Origin of the sequence: Streptomyces sp. 1114.5, assembly GCF_003635085.1 — a bacterium.
GTDB lineage: Bacteria > Actinomycetota > Actinomycetes > Streptomycetales > Streptomycetaceae > Kitasatospora.
In genome coordinates, this window is the sequence record NZ_RBXE01000001.1 from 2985066 (window position 1) to 3004184 (window position 19119).

General features: G+C 72.5%; 21 protein-coding genes and 1 pseudogene. 11 read left to right on the forward strand and 11 right to left on the reverse strand.

Annotation, left to right across the window (positions count from 1 at the left end):
• Positions 1-161: 161 nt before the first annotated feature.
• Entirely contained in the window at positions 162-1424 is a 1263-nt protein-coding gene (locus BX285_RS13195) for a transcriptional regulator (RefSeq protein WP_121175236.1), read from the reverse strand.
• A gap of 204 nt (positions 1425-1628) precedes the next feature.
• Between BX285_RS13195 and BX285_RS13200 the strand changes: the two genes are divergently transcribed.
• The 4 genes from BX285_RS13200 (at position 1629) to BX285_RS13215 (ending at position 4431) form a co-directional block, all read left to right on the forward strand.
• Positions 1629-2093, forward strand: coding sequence for an ATP-binding protein (locus tag BX285_RS13200; protein ID WP_121175237.1), 465 nt, complete (start codon positions 1629-1631; stop codon positions 2091-2093).
• Positions 2094-2171: 78 nt separating this feature from the next.
• The gene (locus tag BX285_RS13205) at positions 2172-3290 is read left to right on the forward strand and encodes a radical SAM protein (RefSeq protein WP_121175238.1); all 1119 of its coding nucleotides are present in this window, start codon (positions 2172-2174) and stop codon (positions 3288-3290) included.
• 1 nt (position 3291) lies between these two features.
• On the forward strand, positions 3292-3489 hold the full coding sequence (locus BX285_RS13210; protein WP_097238145.1) for a hypothetical protein: 198 nt from the start codon (positions 3292-3294) through the stop codon (positions 3487-3489).
• A 96-nt stretch (positions 3490-3585) separates the two neighbouring features.
• Positions 3586-4431, forward strand: coding sequence for a GNAT family N-acetyltransferase (locus tag BX285_RS13215; protein ID WP_121175239.1), 846 nt, complete (start codon positions 3586-3588; stop codon positions 4429-4431).
• Between the two features lie 198 nt (positions 4432-4629).
• On the opposite strand, the gene BX285_RS13220 is transcribed toward BX285_RS13215, so the two are convergent.
• A complete protein-coding gene (locus BX285_RS13220) occupies positions 4630-4887 on the reverse strand; it encodes a Prokaryotic metallothionein (protein WP_097238147.1) in 258 nt (85 codons plus the stop codon).
• Between the two features lie 102 nt (positions 4888-4989).
• Entirely contained in the window at positions 4990-5382 is a 393-nt protein-coding gene (locus BX285_RS13225; RefSeq protein ID WP_097238148.1) for an ACT domain-containing protein, read from the reverse strand.
• A gap of 204 nt (positions 5383-5586) precedes the next feature.
• Between BX285_RS13225 and BX285_RS13230 the strand changes: the two genes are divergently transcribed.
• Positions 5587-6249, forward strand: a complete 663-nt coding sequence (locus BX285_RS13230; protein ID WP_373560512.1) for a PadR family transcriptional regulator — start codon at positions 5587-5589, stop codon at positions 6247-6249.
• 63 nt (positions 6250-6312) lie between these two features.
• Here the strand turns inward: BX285_RS13230 and BX285_RS13235 are convergent, their stop codons facing one another.
• Both BX285_RS13235 and BX285_RS13240 read right to left on the reverse strand, forming a co-directional pair.
• A complete protein-coding gene (locus tag BX285_RS13235) occupies positions 6313-6510 on the reverse strand; it encodes a hypothetical protein (RefSeq protein ID WP_097238150.1) in 198 nt (65 codons plus the stop codon).
• Positions 6511-6554: 44 nt separating this feature from the next.
• Positions 6555-6785 carry a hypothetical protein gene (locus tag BX285_RS13240; RefSeq protein WP_101948236.1) on the reverse strand — a complete coding sequence of 77 codons (231 nt, stop codon included), beginning with the start codon at positions 6783-6785 and terminating at the stop codon, positions 6555-6557.
• Between the two features lie 464 nt (positions 6786-7249).
• Here BX285_RS13240 and BX285_RS13245 point away from each other — a divergent pair, with 464 nt between their 5' ends.
• On the forward strand, positions 7250-7951 hold the full coding sequence (locus BX285_RS13245; RefSeq protein WP_097238151.1) for a bifunctional DNA primase/polymerase: 702 nt from the start codon (positions 7250-7252) through the stop codon (positions 7949-7951).
• 18 nt (positions 7952-7969) lie between these two features.
• Here BX285_RS13245 and map read toward each other — a convergent pair whose 3' ends face one another.
• The gene (gene map, locus BX285_RS13250) at positions 7970-8815 is read right to left on the reverse strand and encodes a type I methionyl aminopeptidase (protein ID WP_097238152.1); all 846 of its coding nucleotides are present in this window, start codon (positions 8813-8815) and stop codon (positions 7970-7972) included.
• A gap of 127 nt (positions 8816-8942) precedes the next feature.
• On the opposite strand from map, the gene BX285_RS13255 reads away from it, so the two are divergent.
• The gene (locus tag BX285_RS13255) at positions 8943-9170 is read left to right on the forward strand and encodes a hypothetical protein (protein WP_097238153.1); all 228 of its coding nucleotides are present in this window, start codon (positions 8943-8945) and stop codon (positions 9168-9170) included.
• Between the two features lie 2 nt (positions 9171-9172).
• On the opposite strand, the gene BX285_RS13260 is transcribed toward BX285_RS13255, so the two are convergent.
• Entirely contained in the window at positions 9173-10510 is a 1338-nt protein-coding gene (locus BX285_RS13260; RefSeq protein ID WP_121175240.1) for an MFS transporter, read from the reverse strand.
• A gap of 133 nt (positions 10511-10643) precedes the next feature.
• Here BX285_RS13260 and BX285_RS38340 point away from each other — a divergent pair.
• Positions 10644-10798: pseudogene (locus BX285_RS38340) on the forward strand (type II toxin-antitoxin system RelE/ParE family toxin); the annotation flags it as partial.
• 37 nt (positions 10799-10835) lie between these two features.
• Here the strand turns inward: BX285_RS38340 and BX285_RS13270 are convergent.
• Positions 10836-11441: a hypothetical protein gene (locus BX285_RS13270; protein ID WP_097238156.1), complete on the reverse strand. Its 606-nt coding sequence runs from the start codon at positions 11439-11441 to the stop codon at positions 10836-10838.
• A 47-nt stretch (positions 11442-11488) separates the two neighbouring features.
• Between BX285_RS13270 and npdG the strand changes: the two genes are divergently transcribed.
• A complete protein-coding gene (npdG, locus tag BX285_RS13275; protein WP_097238157.1) occupies positions 11489-12181 on the forward strand; it encodes an NADPH-dependent F420 reductase in 693 nt (230 codons plus the stop codon).
• Between the two features lie 178 nt (positions 12182-12359).
• A complete protein-coding gene (locus BX285_RS13280) occupies positions 12360-12551 on the forward strand; it encodes a hypothetical protein (RefSeq protein WP_121175242.1) in 192 nt (63 codons plus the stop codon).
• A 42-nt stretch (positions 12552-12593) separates the two neighbouring features.
• Here BX285_RS13280 and BX285_RS13285 read toward each other — a convergent pair whose 3' ends face one another.
• Complete coding sequence (locus BX285_RS13285; protein WP_097238159.1) at positions 12594-13409, reverse strand: site-2 protease family protein; 816 nt, start codon at positions 13407-13409, stop codon at positions 12594-12596.
• A 205-nt stretch (positions 13410-13614) separates the two neighbouring features.
• Between BX285_RS13285 and BX285_RS13290 the strand changes: the two genes are divergently transcribed.
• A complete protein-coding gene (locus tag BX285_RS13290) occupies positions 13615-16980 on the forward strand; it encodes a BTAD domain-containing putative transcriptional regulator (protein WP_121175243.1) in 3366 nt (1121 codons plus the stop codon).
• Between the two features lie 164 nt (positions 16981-17144).
• Here BX285_RS13290 and BX285_RS13295 read toward each other — a convergent pair whose 3' ends face one another.
• Together BX285_RS13295 and BX285_RS13300 are read right to left on the reverse strand one after the other, a co-directional pair.
• Positions 17145-17972 carry an ABC transporter permease gene (locus BX285_RS13295; RefSeq protein ID WP_097238161.1) on the reverse strand — a complete coding sequence of 276 codons (828 nt, stop codon included), beginning with the start codon at positions 17970-17972 and terminating at the stop codon, positions 17145-17147.
• The gene (locus tag BX285_RS13300) at positions 17969-18997 is read right to left on the reverse strand and encodes an ATP-binding cassette domain-containing protein (RefSeq protein ID WP_097238162.1); all 1029 of its coding nucleotides are present in this window, start codon (positions 18995-18997) and stop codon (positions 17969-17971) included. The genes BX285_RS13295 and BX285_RS13300 overlap by 4 nt, the downstream gene beginning before the upstream one ends.
• Positions 18998-19119 lie beyond the last annotated feature (122 nt).

A 19119-nucleotide genomic window follows, 5' to 3' on the forward strand; every position in this document is an offset into this window, starting at 1 on the left:
AACTTCGCAGGTCAGGGGGCCTTTTCATGTTTCGAAGAGCTGTAACCGTTTGCTGACTCTTCGTGCCTGTTGCGGCCTGTTCCTGGGCGTGCTGTGGCGATCGTGTGGCGGTGAGAACGGTCGAAGCAGCTGTCCAAGAGTCCCCGGTAGCCTCGTTGCGGCTAGCCGGCCAGCGCCTCCCCGAGCAGCGCGTACGGCCGACCGGTGAGCTGGCGATGCAGCGTCTCGGTGCGGGATCGGATCAGGCCCTCACGGTAGGCGGCCGGCAGCCGCCCCCACACCCCGGACGCCATCTCGGCAGCACCGGTCGGGTCGCCGTCGACGCGCAGGCATGCGGCGGTGTCCACTGCCAGCAGGGCTCGCGCCATTACCGACGGAGAGTCCGTGAGCGCCAGCGCGTCCTCCTGCGCCTGGTAGGCGCTGCCCGTGTCGCCCAGCAATGTGTACGCCTGCGACAGGTGCACGTGGTGTTTCTGCTCGGGGTAGCCGAACCAGGTGTCGGCCGCCTCGGCGCCGTCCAGGCGCTCCGCCAGATTCCGCGTGTCGTCCACCGCCCGCCGGGCCCCTTCGAAGTCGCCGGAGGCTGCCAGAGCCCGCGCGGTGACGGCCGCAGCGAGTGCTCCGGCCGCCGTCGGGCCGCTCCCCGCCTCCCGCCGGGCCTGCTCGGCGATCCGAGCGGCCGCGCCAGGAGCGCCGTAGTTGAGCGGGACCATGGCGTGCCGGGCCAGCACCCACGCGATCATCCGCTGATCACCGGACTCCCGCGCGGCCTGCTCGGCGGTGGCGAACCAGCGGTAGGCGTCGCGCTGGTCACCGCGGTCGTGCTGGACGATGGCCACCAAGCCCGCGATGCCTGCCGCCGTCCGGGCGAGGTCCGCACGGGTGCGCGCCGGGTGAGGTCGGTTCAGCACCTCTCCCAGCAGATCGAGATCACCCATCATCTCGGCCAGCACCGCCTCCGGTGCCCGGCCACGGTAGCCGCCCCGGTGCCGCTCGAACGCCGACTCCAGGTAGGCGAGATCACCCTCTCCGGATGGCCTGAGCGCTGCGGTGATCCCCTCGTGGGCCTGTGCGATGCCGGGCAGCGCGACGAGGCCGGTGGCTGCTCCTATCCCTGCTCCGATGAACTTCCGCCTGTCCACGCTGTTGCCCTTCGTGCTGCGCTCACTCCGGTACCGCCGGGAGGCGGCGGCGGCCTCGGCCACCTGGCCCACGGTCAGACCGTAGGCGTCGGCGATCCCCTGGTACGAGGGTTTCTGCGGAATTCGCTTCTCGGTTTCCCACCGCTTGATGGTCTCCCAATCGCACCACTCGCCACTTGCGGCGGCGACTAACTCTGCCTGCTCGGCGCGTGTCTTCTTCGGGTACGCCTCGCGGATCTCCCGCAGCAGTCGGCCGATCCCGCCCGGGCTGACACCGCTCACAAGTGGCCTCTCGATCGAAGCTGACAGCGCATCAATTCTGGCCCCGTTGGCGGACCCCTGCTGGAAAATGCACCCCTTCGTGGCCCCTCTCCTGCGGCATGCCCGCGCCGTTCAATAACTAACAGCCGCCCGGCGGGAGGAATCACCGATCCCCCTCGGCTCCATGGAGGAGCGCCGGGCGGCCCCTGACCACCGGAGGCCGCCGTGACGACGAGGATGACGCTGCTGCGCACGAAGCACGGCCCGACCCAGGCCGACACCGCCTTGGTGGCCACCGCACTTGACGTGCCCGCCATGCAGCGCCGCCGCTGCATGCGGCACATGCCCTGCGCCCCCGAGTCGGCGAGGAGTGCCCGACACCTGGTCCAGGAGAAGCTGACCGATTGGGGCCGTCTCGATCTGCTGGAAGATGCTCGGCTGATCGTCTCGGAACTGGTCGGCAACGCAGCCCGGCATACCGGTTGCACCCGGCTGTGCGTCGCACTCGGCCTGGACGGTGACCGGCTTCGACTGGCGGTCCGCGATTCGTCACGCACCCTGCCCGCGGTCATCAAGACCGGGGTCACCGAGACGTCCGGGCGCGGCATGGGCCTCGTCGACAGCATCGCCAACCGCTGGGGCGTCGACGAAGCCCCGTTCGGCAAATGGGTTTGGGCCGAGATCGGTTGACCCCACCAAACGCACTGCGGCAGGTGGGCCAGCACGGCATCACATCGACCGAATACCGCTCAGATAAGGAGGGAACACGTGCATGACCTGATCGCCAGCCCGTTCCTGGACGAATACCTCTTGGTGCGCCCCGGTGGCCGGGGTGGTCTCCGGCTCCCGCAGGCCGACTACGAGGAGCTGCGCGCCCACAAACCCGCTCAGGCAGCTCCCTCGTGGCTCGCGGACGCCGTGCGCGCCCAGTGGGCCGACCTGGACGTTACCGGTCGTCCTGCGGGTGACGTCCTGCTGGTCCGGCAGCCCTCCACGTGGGGCTACTCGCGAGCCAGCTGGGAGATCAACCTCGGCTGCAACTACACGTGCAAGCACTGCTATCTCGGGCTCAAGGTCAACTCGGGCATGCCGCTCACGGACAAGCTCACCTGCCTGGGCATCATGGCCGAGGCCGGCGTCCTCTGGCTCCAGATCACCGGGGGCGAGCCCACCGTGGACCGGGACTTCATGCCTTCGTATCGCCGCGCGTTCGAGCTGGGCATGATGATCACCGTCTCCACCAACGCCTCGTTGCTGTGGCGGGAGAACCTGCTGGAGATGTTCCGCGAGTGCCCGCCCTACCGGGTCACGGTGTCGATGTACGGGGCGAACAAGGCCAGCTACGACGAGCTGACCCAGCGGCAGGGCGCCTGGGACCTGTTCATCCAGGGCATGAACGCCGGCCGCCGGGCCAAGCTGCCGCTGCGGATGAGCATCATCGTCACCGAGGACAACGCCACCGAGGAACAGGCGATGATCGACCTGTGTGAAGGCTGGGGGCTGGAGTACAACGTCTTCACCAACATGACTCCGACGATCTACGGCGGGGCGGAGTCGCTGACCGCGCAGTCCAAGGAGCACCTGCGGATGCGCAAGCCGTTCGGCGGCTGCAACGCCGGACACACCTTCTTCCACACCGACCCACACGGGCTGGTGTCCATCTGCAAGATCGGCCGTGACGACCAGATCAGTCTCCCCACCGAGGGGATCAACGGCCTCGCCCGGCTCGGCGCCATCGCCGACCGCCTCATGCTTCGCACCGGTGGATGCTCCGGCTGCCAGCTCTCCGGCGCGTGCACCGTCTGCCGGCCGCTGGCCAAGCACTACCAGGAGGCGAAGGCACCACTCGCAAGTTACTGCCAGCACGGGATCAAGAAAGCAGGGTGACATGACCGCTGTAGCTGTCGAACTCTCCCCGAGGCGTCCGCTCCCGGACGACGGCCCGGCCCAGCGCCTGCCGTACCTCACGCGGCCGATCGCGGCCCCGACCCCGCCCGTCACCGAGATCATCGCCGTCGGCGACCTGGACGACGTCATGGACAGCGTGAAGTGCTCGTGCAACGCGGGCGACGACAACCCCCACTGAACCACCCGCTGATCGCACCTGATCAGTAGTGCTCAGGCCCCGGCGCTCTCCGCGTCGGGGCCTGAGCCGTGCGGGGCTGGCGAGTAGGGTGCGGGTATGGATCTGCGCTGGGACTTGCTGCGCCCCGTGATGTGCGTCCCGTATTTTCCGACGCTCGGGCCGCTCCATCCCGAAGCTGTTTCCGCTGAGCTTCTGGCCGAGGCGTTCGCCGTCGCCGGTACCGGAGAATTCCTGCCACACGACAAGGACCGGCGGTGGTCCGACCACAAGGACGAGCATGTCCTGCTGGACGCCGTCGTTCAGGACCAGGCCCGCACGCTGATCCCCACCATCACCGGTCGCGGCATCCTGCGCGTCCATCTCTACGGCGCCCGCGAGCACCGGCAGGAGGCCGAGGAACTGGCCGCCAAGCTCGCCGCCGGGCGCGACGCATCCAAAGCCCGTGTGGTGTGGTTCCAGGACACCGCCGCCCCAGTGGCCGCCTCTACCCGCGTGCAGCTCCGTACCTTCGACCAGGACGCACCAGCCGTCGAGGGAATCGATGCCCTCGACCAACAGCCCGAAGCCATCCGGACCACCTTCCCCGAGTTCGCCGAGAAGCTGGCCGGCGAGGGCTTCGTGTTCCTGCACTCCCGGATCGACAGCGTCGGCCCCGTGCTGGTCGCCGTCCAGGACGAGCGCGTAGTAGGCGCAATCGGCCCCATGGAGACCATGGCCGACCCCAACGGCAGGCGACGACTCCTCCCGCAGTACTTCGGTGTTCTGCCGGAATACCGCAGCCTCGGCCTCGGGCGGCTCCTGTGGCGCGCGGCGATGCACTGGGGCAAGGCGCACGGCGCCGACTACCAGCTCTTGCAGACAGCTGCCGGGGGCGCATCCGACCGGCTGTGCCAGAGCGAGGGCCTGGCCGACCTCGGATTCGTCTGCACCACCACCGTCTGACGAGAGCCTCACGACGGTCGAGGAGCCGCTGAAGAGGCCAAGTGAGCGGCGGTCGCCGAAGGTGTGGCGATTGCGTGGCGATCGGACCGCCGGGAACGACGTTTCCGCAGGTCGCTGCCGGTGCGGAGACTGTTCCCGGCGTACTGGCCGACTCTTCCGCCCCCTCTCCCGCCCGTGTCCGGGCGGGCCGTGCACCCGCTATGCGGGGTGCGCGCCGACGGCGTCGCGGATCTGCTCGCCGAGGCCGCCGTTGATCCGGGCGCAGTTGGCGCAGCAGAAGAACATCCCGGCCACTTCGACGCCGTGGCCCACGATGCGGACGGAGCACTGCTCGCAGCGCGGCGCGAGCTTCTCCATCGCGCACTCGAAGCTGTCGAAGGTGTAGGTGTCGCCGGTGACCGTCTTGATCTCGAAGGCCAGCCAGTAGTCGTTGCCGCAGGTGACGCAGATGGCCATGGCGGCCGTCTCCTTCCGGTGGGGCCGCCCTCGGCGGGGCGGCTGCTCCCAGTGTCGAAGGCCCGGTCGGCGGCGGCCACCCGGCGGGACTGTTCAGACCCGCTACCGCCGGGAGAGTTCCTCCAGGGCGCGGACGGCGCGTTCGGCGTCGTCGGCGGTGACGAACAGGTGGTCGTGGTGGAAGCCGGCCACCACGTTGCAGCTGATCCCCTCCTCGGCGAGCCGCCCGGCCACGGCCGCGGTCAGCCCGACGGCCTCCAGTGCCGAGTGGATCTGCAGGGTGATCCAGGCCGCCACGTACTCGTAGCGCAGCCCGAGCGCGTCCGCCTCCTCCTGGGCGACCACCACCGTCACCCCCTCCGGCTCGGCGACCGTCACCACCGGCCGCATGCCGGCGGGCACCTTCGCGGGGAGCGTGCAGTACACGTACCGCCCCGGGTTGAGCAGCGGGCGCATCCCGCGCAGCAGCGTCGCAAGGTCTCGTTCTCCGGCCATGCCCGCCACCGTAGCGGCTGGACGGGTCGGCTGGTGAAGCCTGAGGAACCGTGTCGGGGGCCGGCGGTGGCAGGTCGGCGGTGTGTCGGCGAACCGTTGACGAGCGACAGTCACCGATATATCGTCGAACTATCGAGACAGTGACTCGACTGTTTCGGAGAAGGGTTCGTCAGCACACAGGAGGTGGGCGCCATGCGCTCAGGAATGCGATTTCGCGGAGAGGGCCCCGGCGGCGGTCGCCGGCGCGGGCCGGGGCCGGAGTTCGGGGGGATGCCCGGGGAGGGCTTCGAGGGCCGGGAGGCGTTCGGCGGGTTCGGCCCGCCGTTCGGCGGCGGCGGCCCCGGCCGGCCGATGGGCGGCCCGTTCGGGCACGGCTTCGGCGGGTACGGCGGTCGGCGCGGTGGCCCGCACGGGCGGCGCGGCGGCCGGGCCCGGCGCGGTGACGTCCGCGCCTCGCTGCTGGCGCTGCTCAAGGAGCGGCCGATGCACGGCTACGAGATGATCGCCGAGATCGGCGAGCGGACCGGCGGGGCCTGGCGGCCCAGTCCGGGCTCGATCTACCCCAACCTCCAGCTGCTGGAGGAGGAGGGCCTGATCACCGCGGAGGAGGTCGGTGGCAAGCGGCTGGTCTCGCTCACCGAGGCGGGCCGGGCCGAGGCCGAGGCCGGGCCGGCGGAGCCGTGGGCCGAGGCCGGCCGGGAGGTCGACTGGGAGGCCGTCCAGGAGGTCGGCCAGGCGCTCGCCGCGGTCGACCAGGCGATCCGGCAGGTCATGGCGACCGGCACCGAGGCGCAGCGCGCCAAGGGGCTGACCGTACTGACCGAGGCCCGCAAGAAGCTGTACCTCATCCTCGCCGGGGATGACTGACCGGCCCGGGGGGACCGGCCGGCGCGGAGGGAGCGCCACCGGCACGACGGGCGGTGCCGCTGCTCAGGGGCGGACCAGGAACAGCGCCACGCTGACGAGCAGCAGCACCGCCCAGCCGAACCAGAGCCAGCCGTCGGGCCCGATGACCACGCTGTAGAGGCAGACCACCAGCAGCAGCACCCCGGTGACCGCGGCGACCTGCCGGTTGTGGTGGGCGACCGCCCGGGAGCGGTCCCTCGGGTGCCGTACCGTCCTCGCCATGCCGACCTCCCGGGGGGAGCGCGGAGGAAGGAGGCGGACGGCCGTCAGGCGGAGGCCTTGGCGGAGGCCGCCTCGTCGTACTCGTAGCGCCAGAACCAGCTCAGGCCCCGTACCTGCTTGGCCCGGACGTACACCAGTGTGCGCGCGGGGGCCTCGCCGTGCGCGGGGACCGGGACCTTGTACTTCTTGGGCACGCCGAGCATCGGCCCCAGCGGGATGGGGAGGATCCGCCCGTCCAGGGGGCCGCCGACGAATTCGGTGTCCGCGCTCTTCATCCCTCCAGGGTCTCACCTCCGCGGGGGTGGCCCGGGGTGACCGGGAACACCCCCGGTGGGAGGGGGAACGGGAGGCCTGGTGAGGGCCGCGTGCCGGGAGTGTGCCCGGGGTGCGCAGGGGAGTGTGACCGGAGAGGCACCGCCCCCGGTCATCCGGAGGCCCCGCGCACCCCTATCCTTTCCTGTACGCCCTCGGGGTTCACCCGGGTCAGCGGGCCCCGTACGGGCCGGGCGAGGCGCGGATCCGCGTGCCCTCCGGCCGACTTGGCGCGGACAGCGTGCTGCCGCGACTGCGTACCGTGACCCGGGCGTCGGCCGTCCGGTGACCCCGGGCCACGGCCGACAGGGCGCGGACGGCAGGGCCGAGCACCCCGGGAAGCAGCGGGGGGCGCCGTGCGTTGCGTCGGAGTGGTACGTCGAACGCTGTGTCGCACCAGGCACGGCAGTTGCGCGGAAGGGGCCCGATGGAAGCCGGCGGCAGGTGGACGACCTGGTGGCAGAAGCGTGATCGTCAGCGGGCCCGGGCGGGGGGCCCGGAGGGACCGGCCGAAGGGCTGGACCAGCTGCTCGGCGCCGCGCGCGCCGGATTCCCGCTCGCCCCGGCCGCACACCCGGCCGGCTACCGCTGTTCCTGTGACCGGGTGGCCTGTCCGGCCCCGGCCCAGCACCCGGTCTCCTTCGCCTGGCAGACCCAGGCCACCACCGACGCCGAGCAGCTCTCCCGCTGGCTCGCCCGCGACCCGCAGGCCAACTTCATCACCGCCACCGGCCGGGTGCACGACGTGCTGGACGTCCCGGCGGAGGCCGGACGGCTGGCGCTGGAGCGGCTGACCGCGCTGGGCGTCGGCGGCCCGGTCGCCGCCGTCGGCGAGGACCGCTACCTGTTCTTCACCGCCACCCGCGGCACCCCGCAGGACGAGGACGAGTGGTGGCCGAGCGCGCTCGACTCCACCCCGGACACCATGTCCGAACACCCCGGCCTGCGCTGGCACTGCCGCGGCTCGTACACCCTGCTCCCGCCGGCCGCGCTGCCGGACGGCTCCCGGGTGCGGTGGCTGCGCGGGCCCGAGCAGCCGCTGCCGGACCCGCTGCGCGTCCTGGACGTGCTGACCGACGCCTGCACCGAGGTGGGCGCCGTCGCCGAGGAACAGTGGTTGATCGGCTGATGCACCCACCGGGTGGGGTCACGGCAGGGTGAGGATCTCCGCGCCGTCCGCCGTGACCACCAGGGTGTGCTCGAACTGGGCGGTGCGCTTGCGGTCCTTGGTGACGACCGTCCAGCCGTCCGGCCAGATCTCGTAGTCGTAGGTGCCCAGGGTCAGCATCGGCTCGATGGTGAAGGTCATGCCCGGCTTGATCACCTCGGTGGCCCGCTCGCTGTCGTAGTGCGGGACGATCAGGCCGGAGTGGAACGAGGTGTTGATGCCGTGTCCGGTGAAGTCCCGCACCACGCCGTAGTCGAAGCGCTTGGCGTAGGACTCGATGACCCGTCCGATGACGTTGATCTGACGGCCCGGCTTGACCGCCTTGATCGCCCGGTTGAGGGATTCCCGGGTGCGCTCGACCAGCAGCCGGGACTCCTCGTCCACGTCGCCGACCAGGTAGGTGGCGTTGAGGTCGCCGTGCACCCCGTGGATGTAGGCGGTGGCGTCGATGTTGACGATGTCGCCGTCCTGCAGCTCGGTCGAGTCCGGGATGCCGTGGCAGATCACCTCGTTGATCGAGGTGCAGACGGACTTGGGGAACCCGCGGTAGCCGAGGTCGGACGGGTAGGCGCCGTGGTCGCACATGTACTCGTGGGCGACGGCGTCCAGCGCGTCCGTGGTGACGCCGGGGGCGATGAGCTTCGCCGCCTCCTCCATCGCCCGGGCGGCGATCCCGCCCGCGATCCGCATCTTCTCGATCGTCTCGGCGGTCTGCACCTCGGGCCCGGTGTACGGCGCCGGCGCGGGCCGCCCGACGTACTCGGGGCGCGCGATGTGCGCCGGGACCTTGCGGGTGGGGGACTGGATGCCGGGTACGAGAGCCATGGCCGCGAGTCTAGTCGGCGGGCATCGCGGCGCCCGGCCGGTGCGCGGTGTGCAGGGCGGCCCGGGGCGGGGAATGATCGGTAGCGACCCGACCCCTGAACGTCAGCCGTCTGAACGGGAGAGCGCCATGCCCCTCGGATTCCACCGAAAGCCGACCGGCAAGCCCGGCGAGTGGTTCTACTGCATCAAGCACAACAAGGTCGAGGAGGGCCCGGAGTGCCCGGCGAAGGACCGCCTCGGGCCGTACGACAGCCCCGAGGAGGCCGCCCAGGCGCTGCGCATCGCGGACGAGCGCAACCGGGAGTGGAGCAACGACCCGCGCTGGAGCGACAAGCCGGAAGACCGGGCCGAGTAGCGTCACGCCGTGGCGGCCGCCTCCCGCTGCACCCGCTCGTGCTCGGCGCGGACGGCGGCGGCGTGCGGGTCGGTCCGGTCGTCGTAGGCGAGCAGCCGCGGCAGCGCGGCGGCGACCGCGAGGACGGCGACGACGCAGGCGACACCGCCGGCCCAGACCGCGGCGCGCACGCCGACCAGCCCGGCCATCGTGCCGGCCCGCACCTGGCCGAGCTGGGGGCCGACGGAGTAGCTGAGCATCTCCACCCCGGCCATCCGGCCGCGGACCTCGTCCGGGATCGACTGGTTCCACATGGTCGACCGGGCGAGCCCGCTGATCTGGTCGGCGCCGCCGGCCAGGGCCAGCCCGAGCAGCACCAGCCAGATGCTCCCGGACAGCCCGGCGAGCGCCATCGCCGCACCCCAGCCGACGGCGGCGGCCACCAGCAGCCGCCCGTGCCGGTGGATCCGGGACGTCCAGCCGCTGGTCGCGCCGACCAGCAGGGCGCCGACCGCGGAGGCCGCGTACATCGGGCCGAGCGCCCAGTCCGCGCCCAAGTCCGAGGCCAGGAACGGGAAGACGGCCACCGGATAGGCGAACAGCATGGCGCAGAGGTCGATCGCGTAGGTGCCGAGCAGGTCCTTGCGGCTCCAGGCGTACCGGACGCCGGTGAGCACCGCCCGTACCGACGGCCGCTCGGCGCCGGTGGGCGGTGGGACGGCCCCGATCCGGACGAGCAGCAGCAGCGAGGCGACGAAGGTGAGCACGTCCAGCGCGTAGGCGGTCTGCACCCCGGCGAAGGCCACCACGACGCCGGCCAGTGCCGGCCCGGCCACCGAAGCGGCGTTGTGGTAGAGGGACTTGAGGGCGAACGCGGCGGTCAGGTGCTGGTGCGGGACGATCCGCGGGGTGAGCGAGTCCAGCGCCGGGCGCTGCAGGCCGTCGGCGGCCGCGACCAGCGCGGCGACCAGGTAGATCGGCCAGAGCAGCGGGTGCGGCAGCAGGGCGTTGAGCAGCAGCAGCCCGGCCAGCAGACCGAGTGCGGCCTCGGAGCGCAGCACCAGCTTGCGGCGGTCCAGGGCGTCGGCGAGGGCGCCGCCCCAGAGGCCGAAGACGATCAGCGGGAGGAGTTCGACGGCGCCGACCAGGCCGACCGCGAGGGAGGAGCCGGTGAGCTCCTTGATCTGCATCGGCACGGCCACCAGGGTCAGGAAGCTGCCGAAGCTGGTGATGCAGCCGGAAGTCCAGAGGTAGCGGAAGTCGCGCGAGGCACGCCAGGGCGCCAGGTCGGGCGTGAGCGAGCGCAGCAGCGTCCGGGCCCGCCCGGGTTCGGTGGTGTGCGGAGGTTCGTCGTCGTTCACGAGCCGTCATCCTGCGGTGGCGGCGGCCAGTCCCGCAAAGGGTTTTCGAAGGGTTTCCGAGCGGCGGCGCGTTGTGTACACATGGAGCACTGCGTCCGCTTGGGCGCATGACGCAGCCGTTGCCCGTGGAGTCGATCCGCTCGGCTTCAACACCACCGCACTCGTGTCGCAGCCCGAGCGTCGGCGCCTGCGCGTGGGCGACTACCGGGTCGTCCACACGATCGGCAACGGACAGCTGGTGGTGTGGGTCGTCCACGTCGGCCCCGTTCCACGACCTACACCACGTGATGACGCAGCGTCGTGAACAGCCGCGCGTGATCGGGACCTACCAGCGGCTGATCGCGGGGGCGGAGGTCAGGCGGGCGGCGAGGGCGGCGAGGCGGTCCAGGGGGGAGCGGCGGGCGGGGAGCTGCCCGGCGGCGGTGCTGACCAGGTGCTGGGCGAGGTCGAAGGGCTCCTCGGCGGCGGTGCCGACGGCCAGCCGCTCGTGGGCGAGCCCGCCGAGGTCGCCCGGTTCGGCGGGGGCCGCGCCGTCCAGCGCCAGGACGGTCGCGCCCTGCCGGCGGGCGTCGTGCACCCGTTCCAGCAGCGGGGCGCCGGCCGCCCCCGGGGCCACCACCAGGACGGTGGCGCCGCGCCCGGCCGCGGCCAGCCGGCGCAGGTCGTGCGCCAGGTGGGCCGGGGCGCCCGCCGGGGGGTGGTGCCGCAGCAGGGTGGGCGCCAGCCGGGGGACGGCCGACCAGGCGGCCTCGTCCTCCAGGTGGGCGGCCAGGTGCCAGGGTTCGTACGCCTCGGTGCCGACCAGCAGCAGTCCGCCGGCCCCGCGCCTCTCCACAGAACGCCGCAGCGATCCGGCGAAGCCGCCGACGGCCTCCAGCCAGCCCGTGCCCGTCAGTCGCTCCCGGAGTGCCGAAACTCTCACCGCGTCCATGCGGGCCAGGATGTCGCGCGGGGCCGGAGATTTGGCAGGATCGGCCCATGACTTCCCTCGATTCAGCGACAAACCCGGCCCACGAACTGCCGGACGTCTCGCAGCTGGTGGTCGGCGTCCTCGGCGGCACCGGCGACCAGGGGCGGGGCCTCGCCCTGCGGCTGGCCAAGGCCGGCCAGCAGGTGATCATCGGCTCCCGCGACGCCGCCCGGGCCGAGGCCTCGGCCGCCGAACTCGGCCTCGGCGTGCGCGGCGCCGACAACGCCACCGTCGCCCGGGAGAGCGACGTGGTGATCATCGCGGTCCCGTGGGACGGCCACGCCGCCACCCTGACCGCGCTGCGCGAGGAACTGTCCGGCAAGATCGTCGTCGACTGCGTCAACCCGCTCGGCTTCGACAAGCAGGGCGCGTACGCGCTGAAGCCGGAGGAGGGCAGCGCCGCCCAGCAGGCCGCCGCGCTGCTGCCGGACTCCCGGGTCACTGCCGCCTTCCACCACCTCTCGGCGGTGCTGCTGCAGGACGAGTCGGTGGAGGAGATCGACACCGACGTCATGGTGCTCGGCGACGAGCGGGCCGCCACCGACGTGGTGCGCGCCCTGGCCGCCCGGATCCCCGGCATGCGGGGCATCTACGCGGGCCGGCTGCGCAACGCCCACCAGGTCGAGGCGCTGGTGGCGAACCTGATCTCGGTCAACCGCCGCTACAAGGCCCACGCGGGCCTGCGGATCACCGACGTGTGATCTGCAGGCCACTGTGTCGACCTCACCTCAGGGGTCTGTCGCCGAGATCCCGCCCGCCCTCCGGGCGGACGACGCGATCTCGACGACAGACCCCTGGGCCCGCTCCGGAGGTGAGGTCGGCGACAATGGGTGGCGGCCGCGACCCGGTCGGCCGCACCCGTTCTAGGAGCCTTCCGCCATGCCCCGCACGTCCCTGCTCGCCCTGATCGTCGTCGTCCTCGCGCTGGCCGCCGCCGTCTTCTCGCTGGTCCAGGGCTTCTGGCTGGGCCTGATCTGGCTGCCGCTGGCCGGTGTGGCCAGCAACGTGCTGTGGCTGAACCGCCGCCGGGCGAAGATCGCCGAGGCTGCGGCGGCGGCTCAGCAGGGCTGACCGGTCGGCGCCAGTGCCGGGCGGCGCCGGTGCCGGTCGGCGCTAGTTCTTCCAGAAGCTGAACAGGTACCGGCCGAGCGTCGCGTAGTCCTGGTCCACGCCGAACAGGTTCATCAGGCCGTGGACGATCCCGAAGAAGAACGAGTTCACCTCGGGCTGCCACAGCAGCGCGAACACCGCGAGCATCCCGTACGGCGCGAACGGCTCCACCGCGCGCCGGGTCTTGTACGACAGCCAGGGCTCGACGATGCCGTAGCCGTCCAGGCCGGGCACCGGCAGCAGGTTCAGCACCGCCGCGCTGATCTGGAGGAAGCCGAGGAAGCCGAGCGCGCCGGAGAACGGCGAGATGGTCAGCTCGTAGCCGTTCCAGAACGCGTGCACCGTCGGGTCGTCCAGCCAGCCCGCACCGATCGGGATCAGCAGCGCCGCCGCGATCAGCAGATTGACCAGCGGGCCGGCCGCCGAGACCAGGCTGTGCTTGAGCCGGCCCTGGATCCGGTGCCGCTCGATCCAGACCGAGCCGCCGGGCAGGCCGATGCCGCCGAGGATCACGAAGACGATCGGCAGCACGAAGCTGAGCAGCACGTTGGTGTACTTCAGCGGGTTGAGGGTGAGGTAGCCCTTGGCGCCGACGGTGATGTCGCCGCCGTGCAGCGCGGTGCGGGCGTGGGCGTACTCGTGCAGGCAGAGCGAGACCATCCAGCCCGCGACGACGAACAGGAACACCCCGAAGGACGCGTTGCCGTAGCCCGCGTACACCGCCCAGCCGGAGGTGCCGAGTATGGCGAGGAGCACCCAGAACACCGGGCTGATCCGGCGGTCCTCGCTGCGGGAGCGCGGCGTGGCGGCGAAGGTCATGGTGTGGGTGCTCCGTGGGCAGAGGGAACGGGTGGAACGGGTCGGCCCCGATCATGCCGGGCGGGCCGGTGAGCGGACAAGCCGCTCCGGATGAACGTCCGGCCGTCCGGCCGCGTTCCTCGGCAGGCCTCCGCGGTCCTTCCGCGCGGACGGGGTACGGAACAATTGTGCGTCCCCATCGCCGCCGATCGACCAGAATGGTCCGGTGCACTACGGGATCCTCGGGACGACCACGGCCCACCACGACGACGGCACCCCGGTGCCCCTCGGCGGCGCCCGGCTGCGGGCGCTGCTGACCGCGCTGGCCCTGCGGCAGGGCCGCCCGGTGCCGGCCGAAGTGCTGGTGGACGAGGTCTGGGACGCCGAGCCGCCGCAGGACTCCTCCGCCGCACTGCAGACCCTGGTCGGCCGGCTGCGCCGCACCATCGGCCGGGACGAGATCGGCTCCGGCCCGGCCGGCTACTGGCTGACCGGCCCCGCCACCGACCTCGCCGACTTCCAGCGGCTCACCACCGAGGGCCGCCGCGCGCTGGACGCCGGGGACCACGCGCTCGCCGCCGAGCGGCTGCGCGCCGCCCTGGCGCTCTGGCGCGGCCCCGCCCTCGCCGACCTGCCGGACCGCACCGGCCCGGGCACCCGGCTGGAGGCCCAGCGGGACGAGGCCCGCCGCCACCGGATCACCGCGGACCTCGGGCTCGGCCGGGCGGCCGAGCTGGTGGCCGAGCTGGCCGAGCTGTGCGAGCGCCAGCCGCTGGACGAACCGCTGCAGCTGCTGATGATCCGGGCCCTGCACGCGAGCGGCCGCACGGCCGAGGCGCTGCGCCACTACGAGCGGACCAGGCGTGCCCTGGCCGATGAGCTCGGCGTCGACCCCGGGCGTCAACTCCAGTCCCTCCACGCCGAGTTGCTCGCACCGGTGGCGCAGGCGGTACCGGAGCCCGGTCCGGCCCCGGCACCGGCCCCGGCGCCGAAGCCGCAGCCCGCCGCCCAACTCCCGCGAGCCACCGGCAATCTGCGCGGCCGGCTGACCAGCTTCGTCGGCCGCGAGTCCGATCTCGCCTCCCTGCGCGAGTTGTTGACGAACCGTCGGCTGGTGACCCTGACCGGTCCCGGCGGCTCGGGCAAGACCAGCCTCTCGGTCGAGGCCGGCCGGGCCGAACGGGCCTCCGGGGCCTGGCCGGACGGCGTCTGGGTGGCCGAACTCGCCCCGCTGGAGAGCCCGGCGGCGGTGCCCGCCGCCGTGGTTTCGGCGCTCGGCCTGCGCGAGATCGTGCTGCACAGTGCCAGCATGGTCGCCGAGGTGATCGAGAAGCGCGTCGAGGACCCGCTGCGCCGCCTGGTCGAGCACTGTGGGCACCGCCGGATGCTGCTCGTCCTGGACAACTGCGAGCACCTGATCCAGGCCGCCGCCGACCTCGCCGACGCGCTGCTCGCCGAGTGCCCCGGGCTGACCGTGCTGGCCACCAGCCGCGAGCCGCTGGGTGTGCCCGGCGAGACGGTGCTGCCGGTGGAGCCGCTGCCCGACCCGGTCGCGCTGCGGCTGTTCGCCGAACGCGCCGCCGCCGCCCGGCCCGGCTTCGACCCGGCGGGCGATCCGGAGGCCTGCGCGGAGATCTGCCGCCGCCTGGACGGGCTGCCGCTGGCCATCGAACTGGCCGCCGCCCGGCTGCGGGTGATGACGGCCCGCCAGATAGCCGACCGGCTGGACGGCCGGTTCGCGCTGCTCACCGCGGGCAGCCGCACCCTGCTGCCGCGCCAGCAGACCCTGCGCGCGGTGGTCGACTGGAGCTGGGACCTGCTGGGCAAGCGGGAGCGGGCGGTGCTGCGCCGGCTCTCGGTGTTCGCGGGCGGCTGGCAGCTGGAGGACGCCGAGGCGGTCTGCGCCGACGGCGTCGACGTGCCGCCGGGGGAGGTCGCCGACCTGCTGCTGTCGCTGGTCGACAAGTCCCTGCTGGTCGCCGACCTGGACGGCGCCAGCCTGCCGCGCTACCGGATGCTGGAGACCATCCACGAGTACGCGGCCGAACGCCTCGCCGCCTCCCCCGCCGAGCGCGCCGCCACCGAGGCCCGCCACCTGGCGCACTTCCGCTCCGTGGTCGCCGGCTCCGACCTGCACATCCACGGTCCCCGGCAGCTGTACTGGCTGACCGTGCTGGAGCGCGAGCAGGACAACATCAGGGCCGCGCTGCGCCGCGCGGTCGACCTCCGGGACGAGGAGCAGGCGCTCACCCTCACCCTCGGCATGAGCTGGTACTGGTCGCTGCGCAACTACAGCCTGGAGGCCAGGAGTTGGTACAACGCGGTGGCCGCGCTGGGCCCGGACCCGTTCGGTCCGGACGCCCCGCCGCCGGTGCCGCTGGAGCGCACCGTGCTCTCGTACGGCCTGCCGATGCCGGAGGGGGTCGTCGAGGAGGCCCGCCGACTGCTCGCGATGTACCGGCTGATCGGGCTCTTCGAGGGGAACCTGGAGGTGCTCGGCGACCCGCAGGCCGTCGAGGTGGCCCAGCGGCTCCTGGACGTCTACACCCCGGAGTTGCCGCAGGCCTACCGCTTCCCCGGTCTGATGCGGGTCTTCGGCGCCTTCCTGGCCGGCCGGCTGGACGTGATGAAGGACCTGCTCGACGACGCGGTCGCGGGCTGCGAGCGCCACGGCGACGCCAACGACATGGCGTTCGTCCTGCAGCTCCGGGCCAAGATGATGAACGACTGGCCGGGCGGGGAGGAGCAGAGCGTCCGGGACGGCGAGCGCTCCCTGGAGCTGTACCAGCAGGCCGGCAACCTCTGGGGGATCTCCCAGGCGCTGTCCGCGCAGGGCGAGTCGCTGGCGAATCGGGGCGAGCCGGAGGCCGCCGCCGCCGCGTACGAGCGGGCGATCGAGCTGGCCGAGGAGCTGGGGGCGCCGCAGGAGGTGCCGATGCTGCAGGTGAACCTCGGCAACGCCCTGCTGGAGGTGGACCTGGAGCGCGGCGAGCGGATCGTCCGGGAGGCCTTGGCCTCCCTCGACTCCCCGGGCACGAACCAGTCCAGCACCGGCGCCTGGCTGTTCGGCTACCTGACGCTCTGCGGCGTGCACGCCCAGCGCGGCGAGTACGCGCAGGCGCTGGCCGAACTGGACCGGCTGCGCGAGGCGAAGCTCGGCTTCTTCGCGCCGAGCGTCGTCTCGGGGCTGCTCAGTTCGGCCCGGGGCTGGATCGTGGCCCGGGCCGGAGACCCGGAGCAGGGGCTCGAACTGATCCGCGAGGGCCGGCGGACGCTGCGGTCGGTCACCACGGCCTCCGGTTTCGTGGAGCAGATGACGGTCATGATCGTGCCGGCCGTGGTCGGGGTGCTGCGGGAGTTCGCCGCCCGCGACCGGGACCTGGAGCGGGCCGGGCTCGCGGCGCTCCTGCTGGGCGCGCACAACGGGCTGAACGGCCCGAAGGGCGGCTACCTGGACCGCGTCGAGCGCGAGCGGGCGGCCGTGGCCCTGCGGGACATGCTGGGCGACGCCGTGTTCGAGGAGGCGTACGCCCGCGGCGTGGGGATGACGCCGGACCAGACCCAGTCCCTGCTCTCGGAGTTGATCGACTAGCAGGTGTCCGGTCGGGAGGCATCGAATAGGTGTGGGCCCGGCGGCCGGTGCCCGTCCCCTGGTCACCGGCCGCCGGGCCCGTACGACGGCCGGCGCCTGTCCCGGGCGCCGGCCATCCCGTCCGTCGGCCTCCCCCGGAGGCGGGCCGACGGTGGTCCGCAAGGTCAGGTCCGCTTGCGGAAGCGGGCGACCGCGAGCGGGGCGAAGATCGCGGTCGAGGCCGCGGACCAGATCAGCACCACCATCACCGGGTGGGCCACCGCCCCCTCGCCGTTGAGCAGCGCGCGGGAGGCGTCGGCCAGCGCGGACAGCGGGTTGACCTTGGTGAAGGCCTGCAGCCAGCCCGGCATGGTGCTCGTCGGCGCGAAGATCGAGCTGCCGAACTGCAGCGGCATCAGGACCAGCATGGAGACGCCCTGGACGGCCTGCGCGCTGCGCAGCGACATGCCCAGCAGCATCGAGATCCAGACGATCGACATGCCGAACACCAGCGACAGGCCGATCGTGGCCAGCAGCTCCGGGATTCCGGTCTTCAGCTCGAAGCCGAGGATGAACGCAAAGGTCAGCAGGATCGCCGAGGAGAGCAGGGCGCGCAGCGTCTCCGCCACCATCTTGGACAGCAGGACGGAGGCCCGGCCGATCGGCAGGGTGCGGAACCGGTCCATCACCCCGGTCTGGAAGTCGGTGTTCAGCCCGGTGCCGACGGCCAGCGCCAGCGTCATGCCGGTCTGCCCGAGCAGGCCGGGGATCATGAACTGCTTGTACCTGTCCGGGTCGTCGGCGAAGATCGCGCCGCCGAAGACGTAGACGAACAGCACGGTGAAGATGATCGGCATCAGCACGGCGTCGAACATCGACTCCGGGTCGGCCTTGATCCGCATCAGGTTGCGGCGGGTCAGCGCGCCGATGTGGCGCAGGGTGGCGGCCAGGCCGATGCGGTCCTCGGCGTGGGTGTCCCCGGCCCGGGCGGGGGCGAGCGTGGCGGTGGTCATGCGACGGGCTCCTTGACGAGGTCGGCGGCGGCCGCGGTGGCCGCGTCGGCGGTGGGCTTGCCGGTGATGGCGAGGAAGACCTCGTCCAGGCTGGGCACCTTGGTGTCGATGCCGGCGATCGCGAAGCCGCGTCCGCCGAGCACCCCGATCACGGTGGTGAGCTGCTGCTCGTCGACGAGCGGCACCGCGAGCAGGCCGTCGTCGGGGGAGAAGGTGGCGGAGCGGATGCCGGTCTCGTGCAGGCAACGGGCCATCTCCGGCAGCTCGGCCGGGTGGGCCGGGCGGACCTGGAGGATCTGGCCGCCGACCTTGGCCTTGAGCTCGGCGACGCCGCCGTTGGCGATCACCCTGCCGCGGTCGATGACGGTCAGCTCGTTCGCGAGCTGCTCCGCCTCCTCCATGTACTGGGTGGTCAGCAGCACGGTGCTGCCCTCGGCGACCATCCGCTGCACCTCGTCCCAGACCTCGTTGCGGGTGCGCGGGTCCAGGCCGGTGGTGGGTTCGTCCAGGTAGAGCACCCGGGGGCGGCCGATCATGCTGGCGGCCAGGTCGAGGCGCCGGCGCATGCCGCCGGAGTAGGTCTTGGCGATCCGCTTGGCGGCGTCGGTGAGCGAGAAGCGCTCCAGCAGTTCGGTGGCGCGGGCCTTGGCCTCGCGGCTGGAGAGGTCGAGCAGCCGGCCGATCAGATAGAGGTTCTCGTAGCCGGAGAGCAGTTCGTCGACGGAGGCGTACTGGCCGGTGAGGCCGATCGTGCGGCGCAGCTGCTTGGGCTGGCGCAGGACGTCGTAGCCGCCGACGAAGGCGGTGCCGGCGTCCGGCTTGATCAGGGTGGACAGGACGCGTACCAGGGTGGTCTTGCCGGCGCCGTTGGGGCCGAGCAGGGCGAGGACGGTGCCTTCGCGGACGGTGAGGTCGACCCCGTCGAGGGCCTTGGTGGCGCCGAAGTGCTTGACGATGCCGTGGACCTCGACGGCGTTGCCCGCGGCGCTTCCCCGGTCGTTCCGGGCGGTGGCGATTCGTGTCATGCCTTCAGGTTGTCCGCCCCGGCTGTCAGCCCCCTGTCAGCGCGGAGGCGGCCCGGACGGCCCGCTGCCAGCCGGCTGTCACGCTGCTGTCACGGGTCGGCCGGGCATGACAGCGGCCCCGC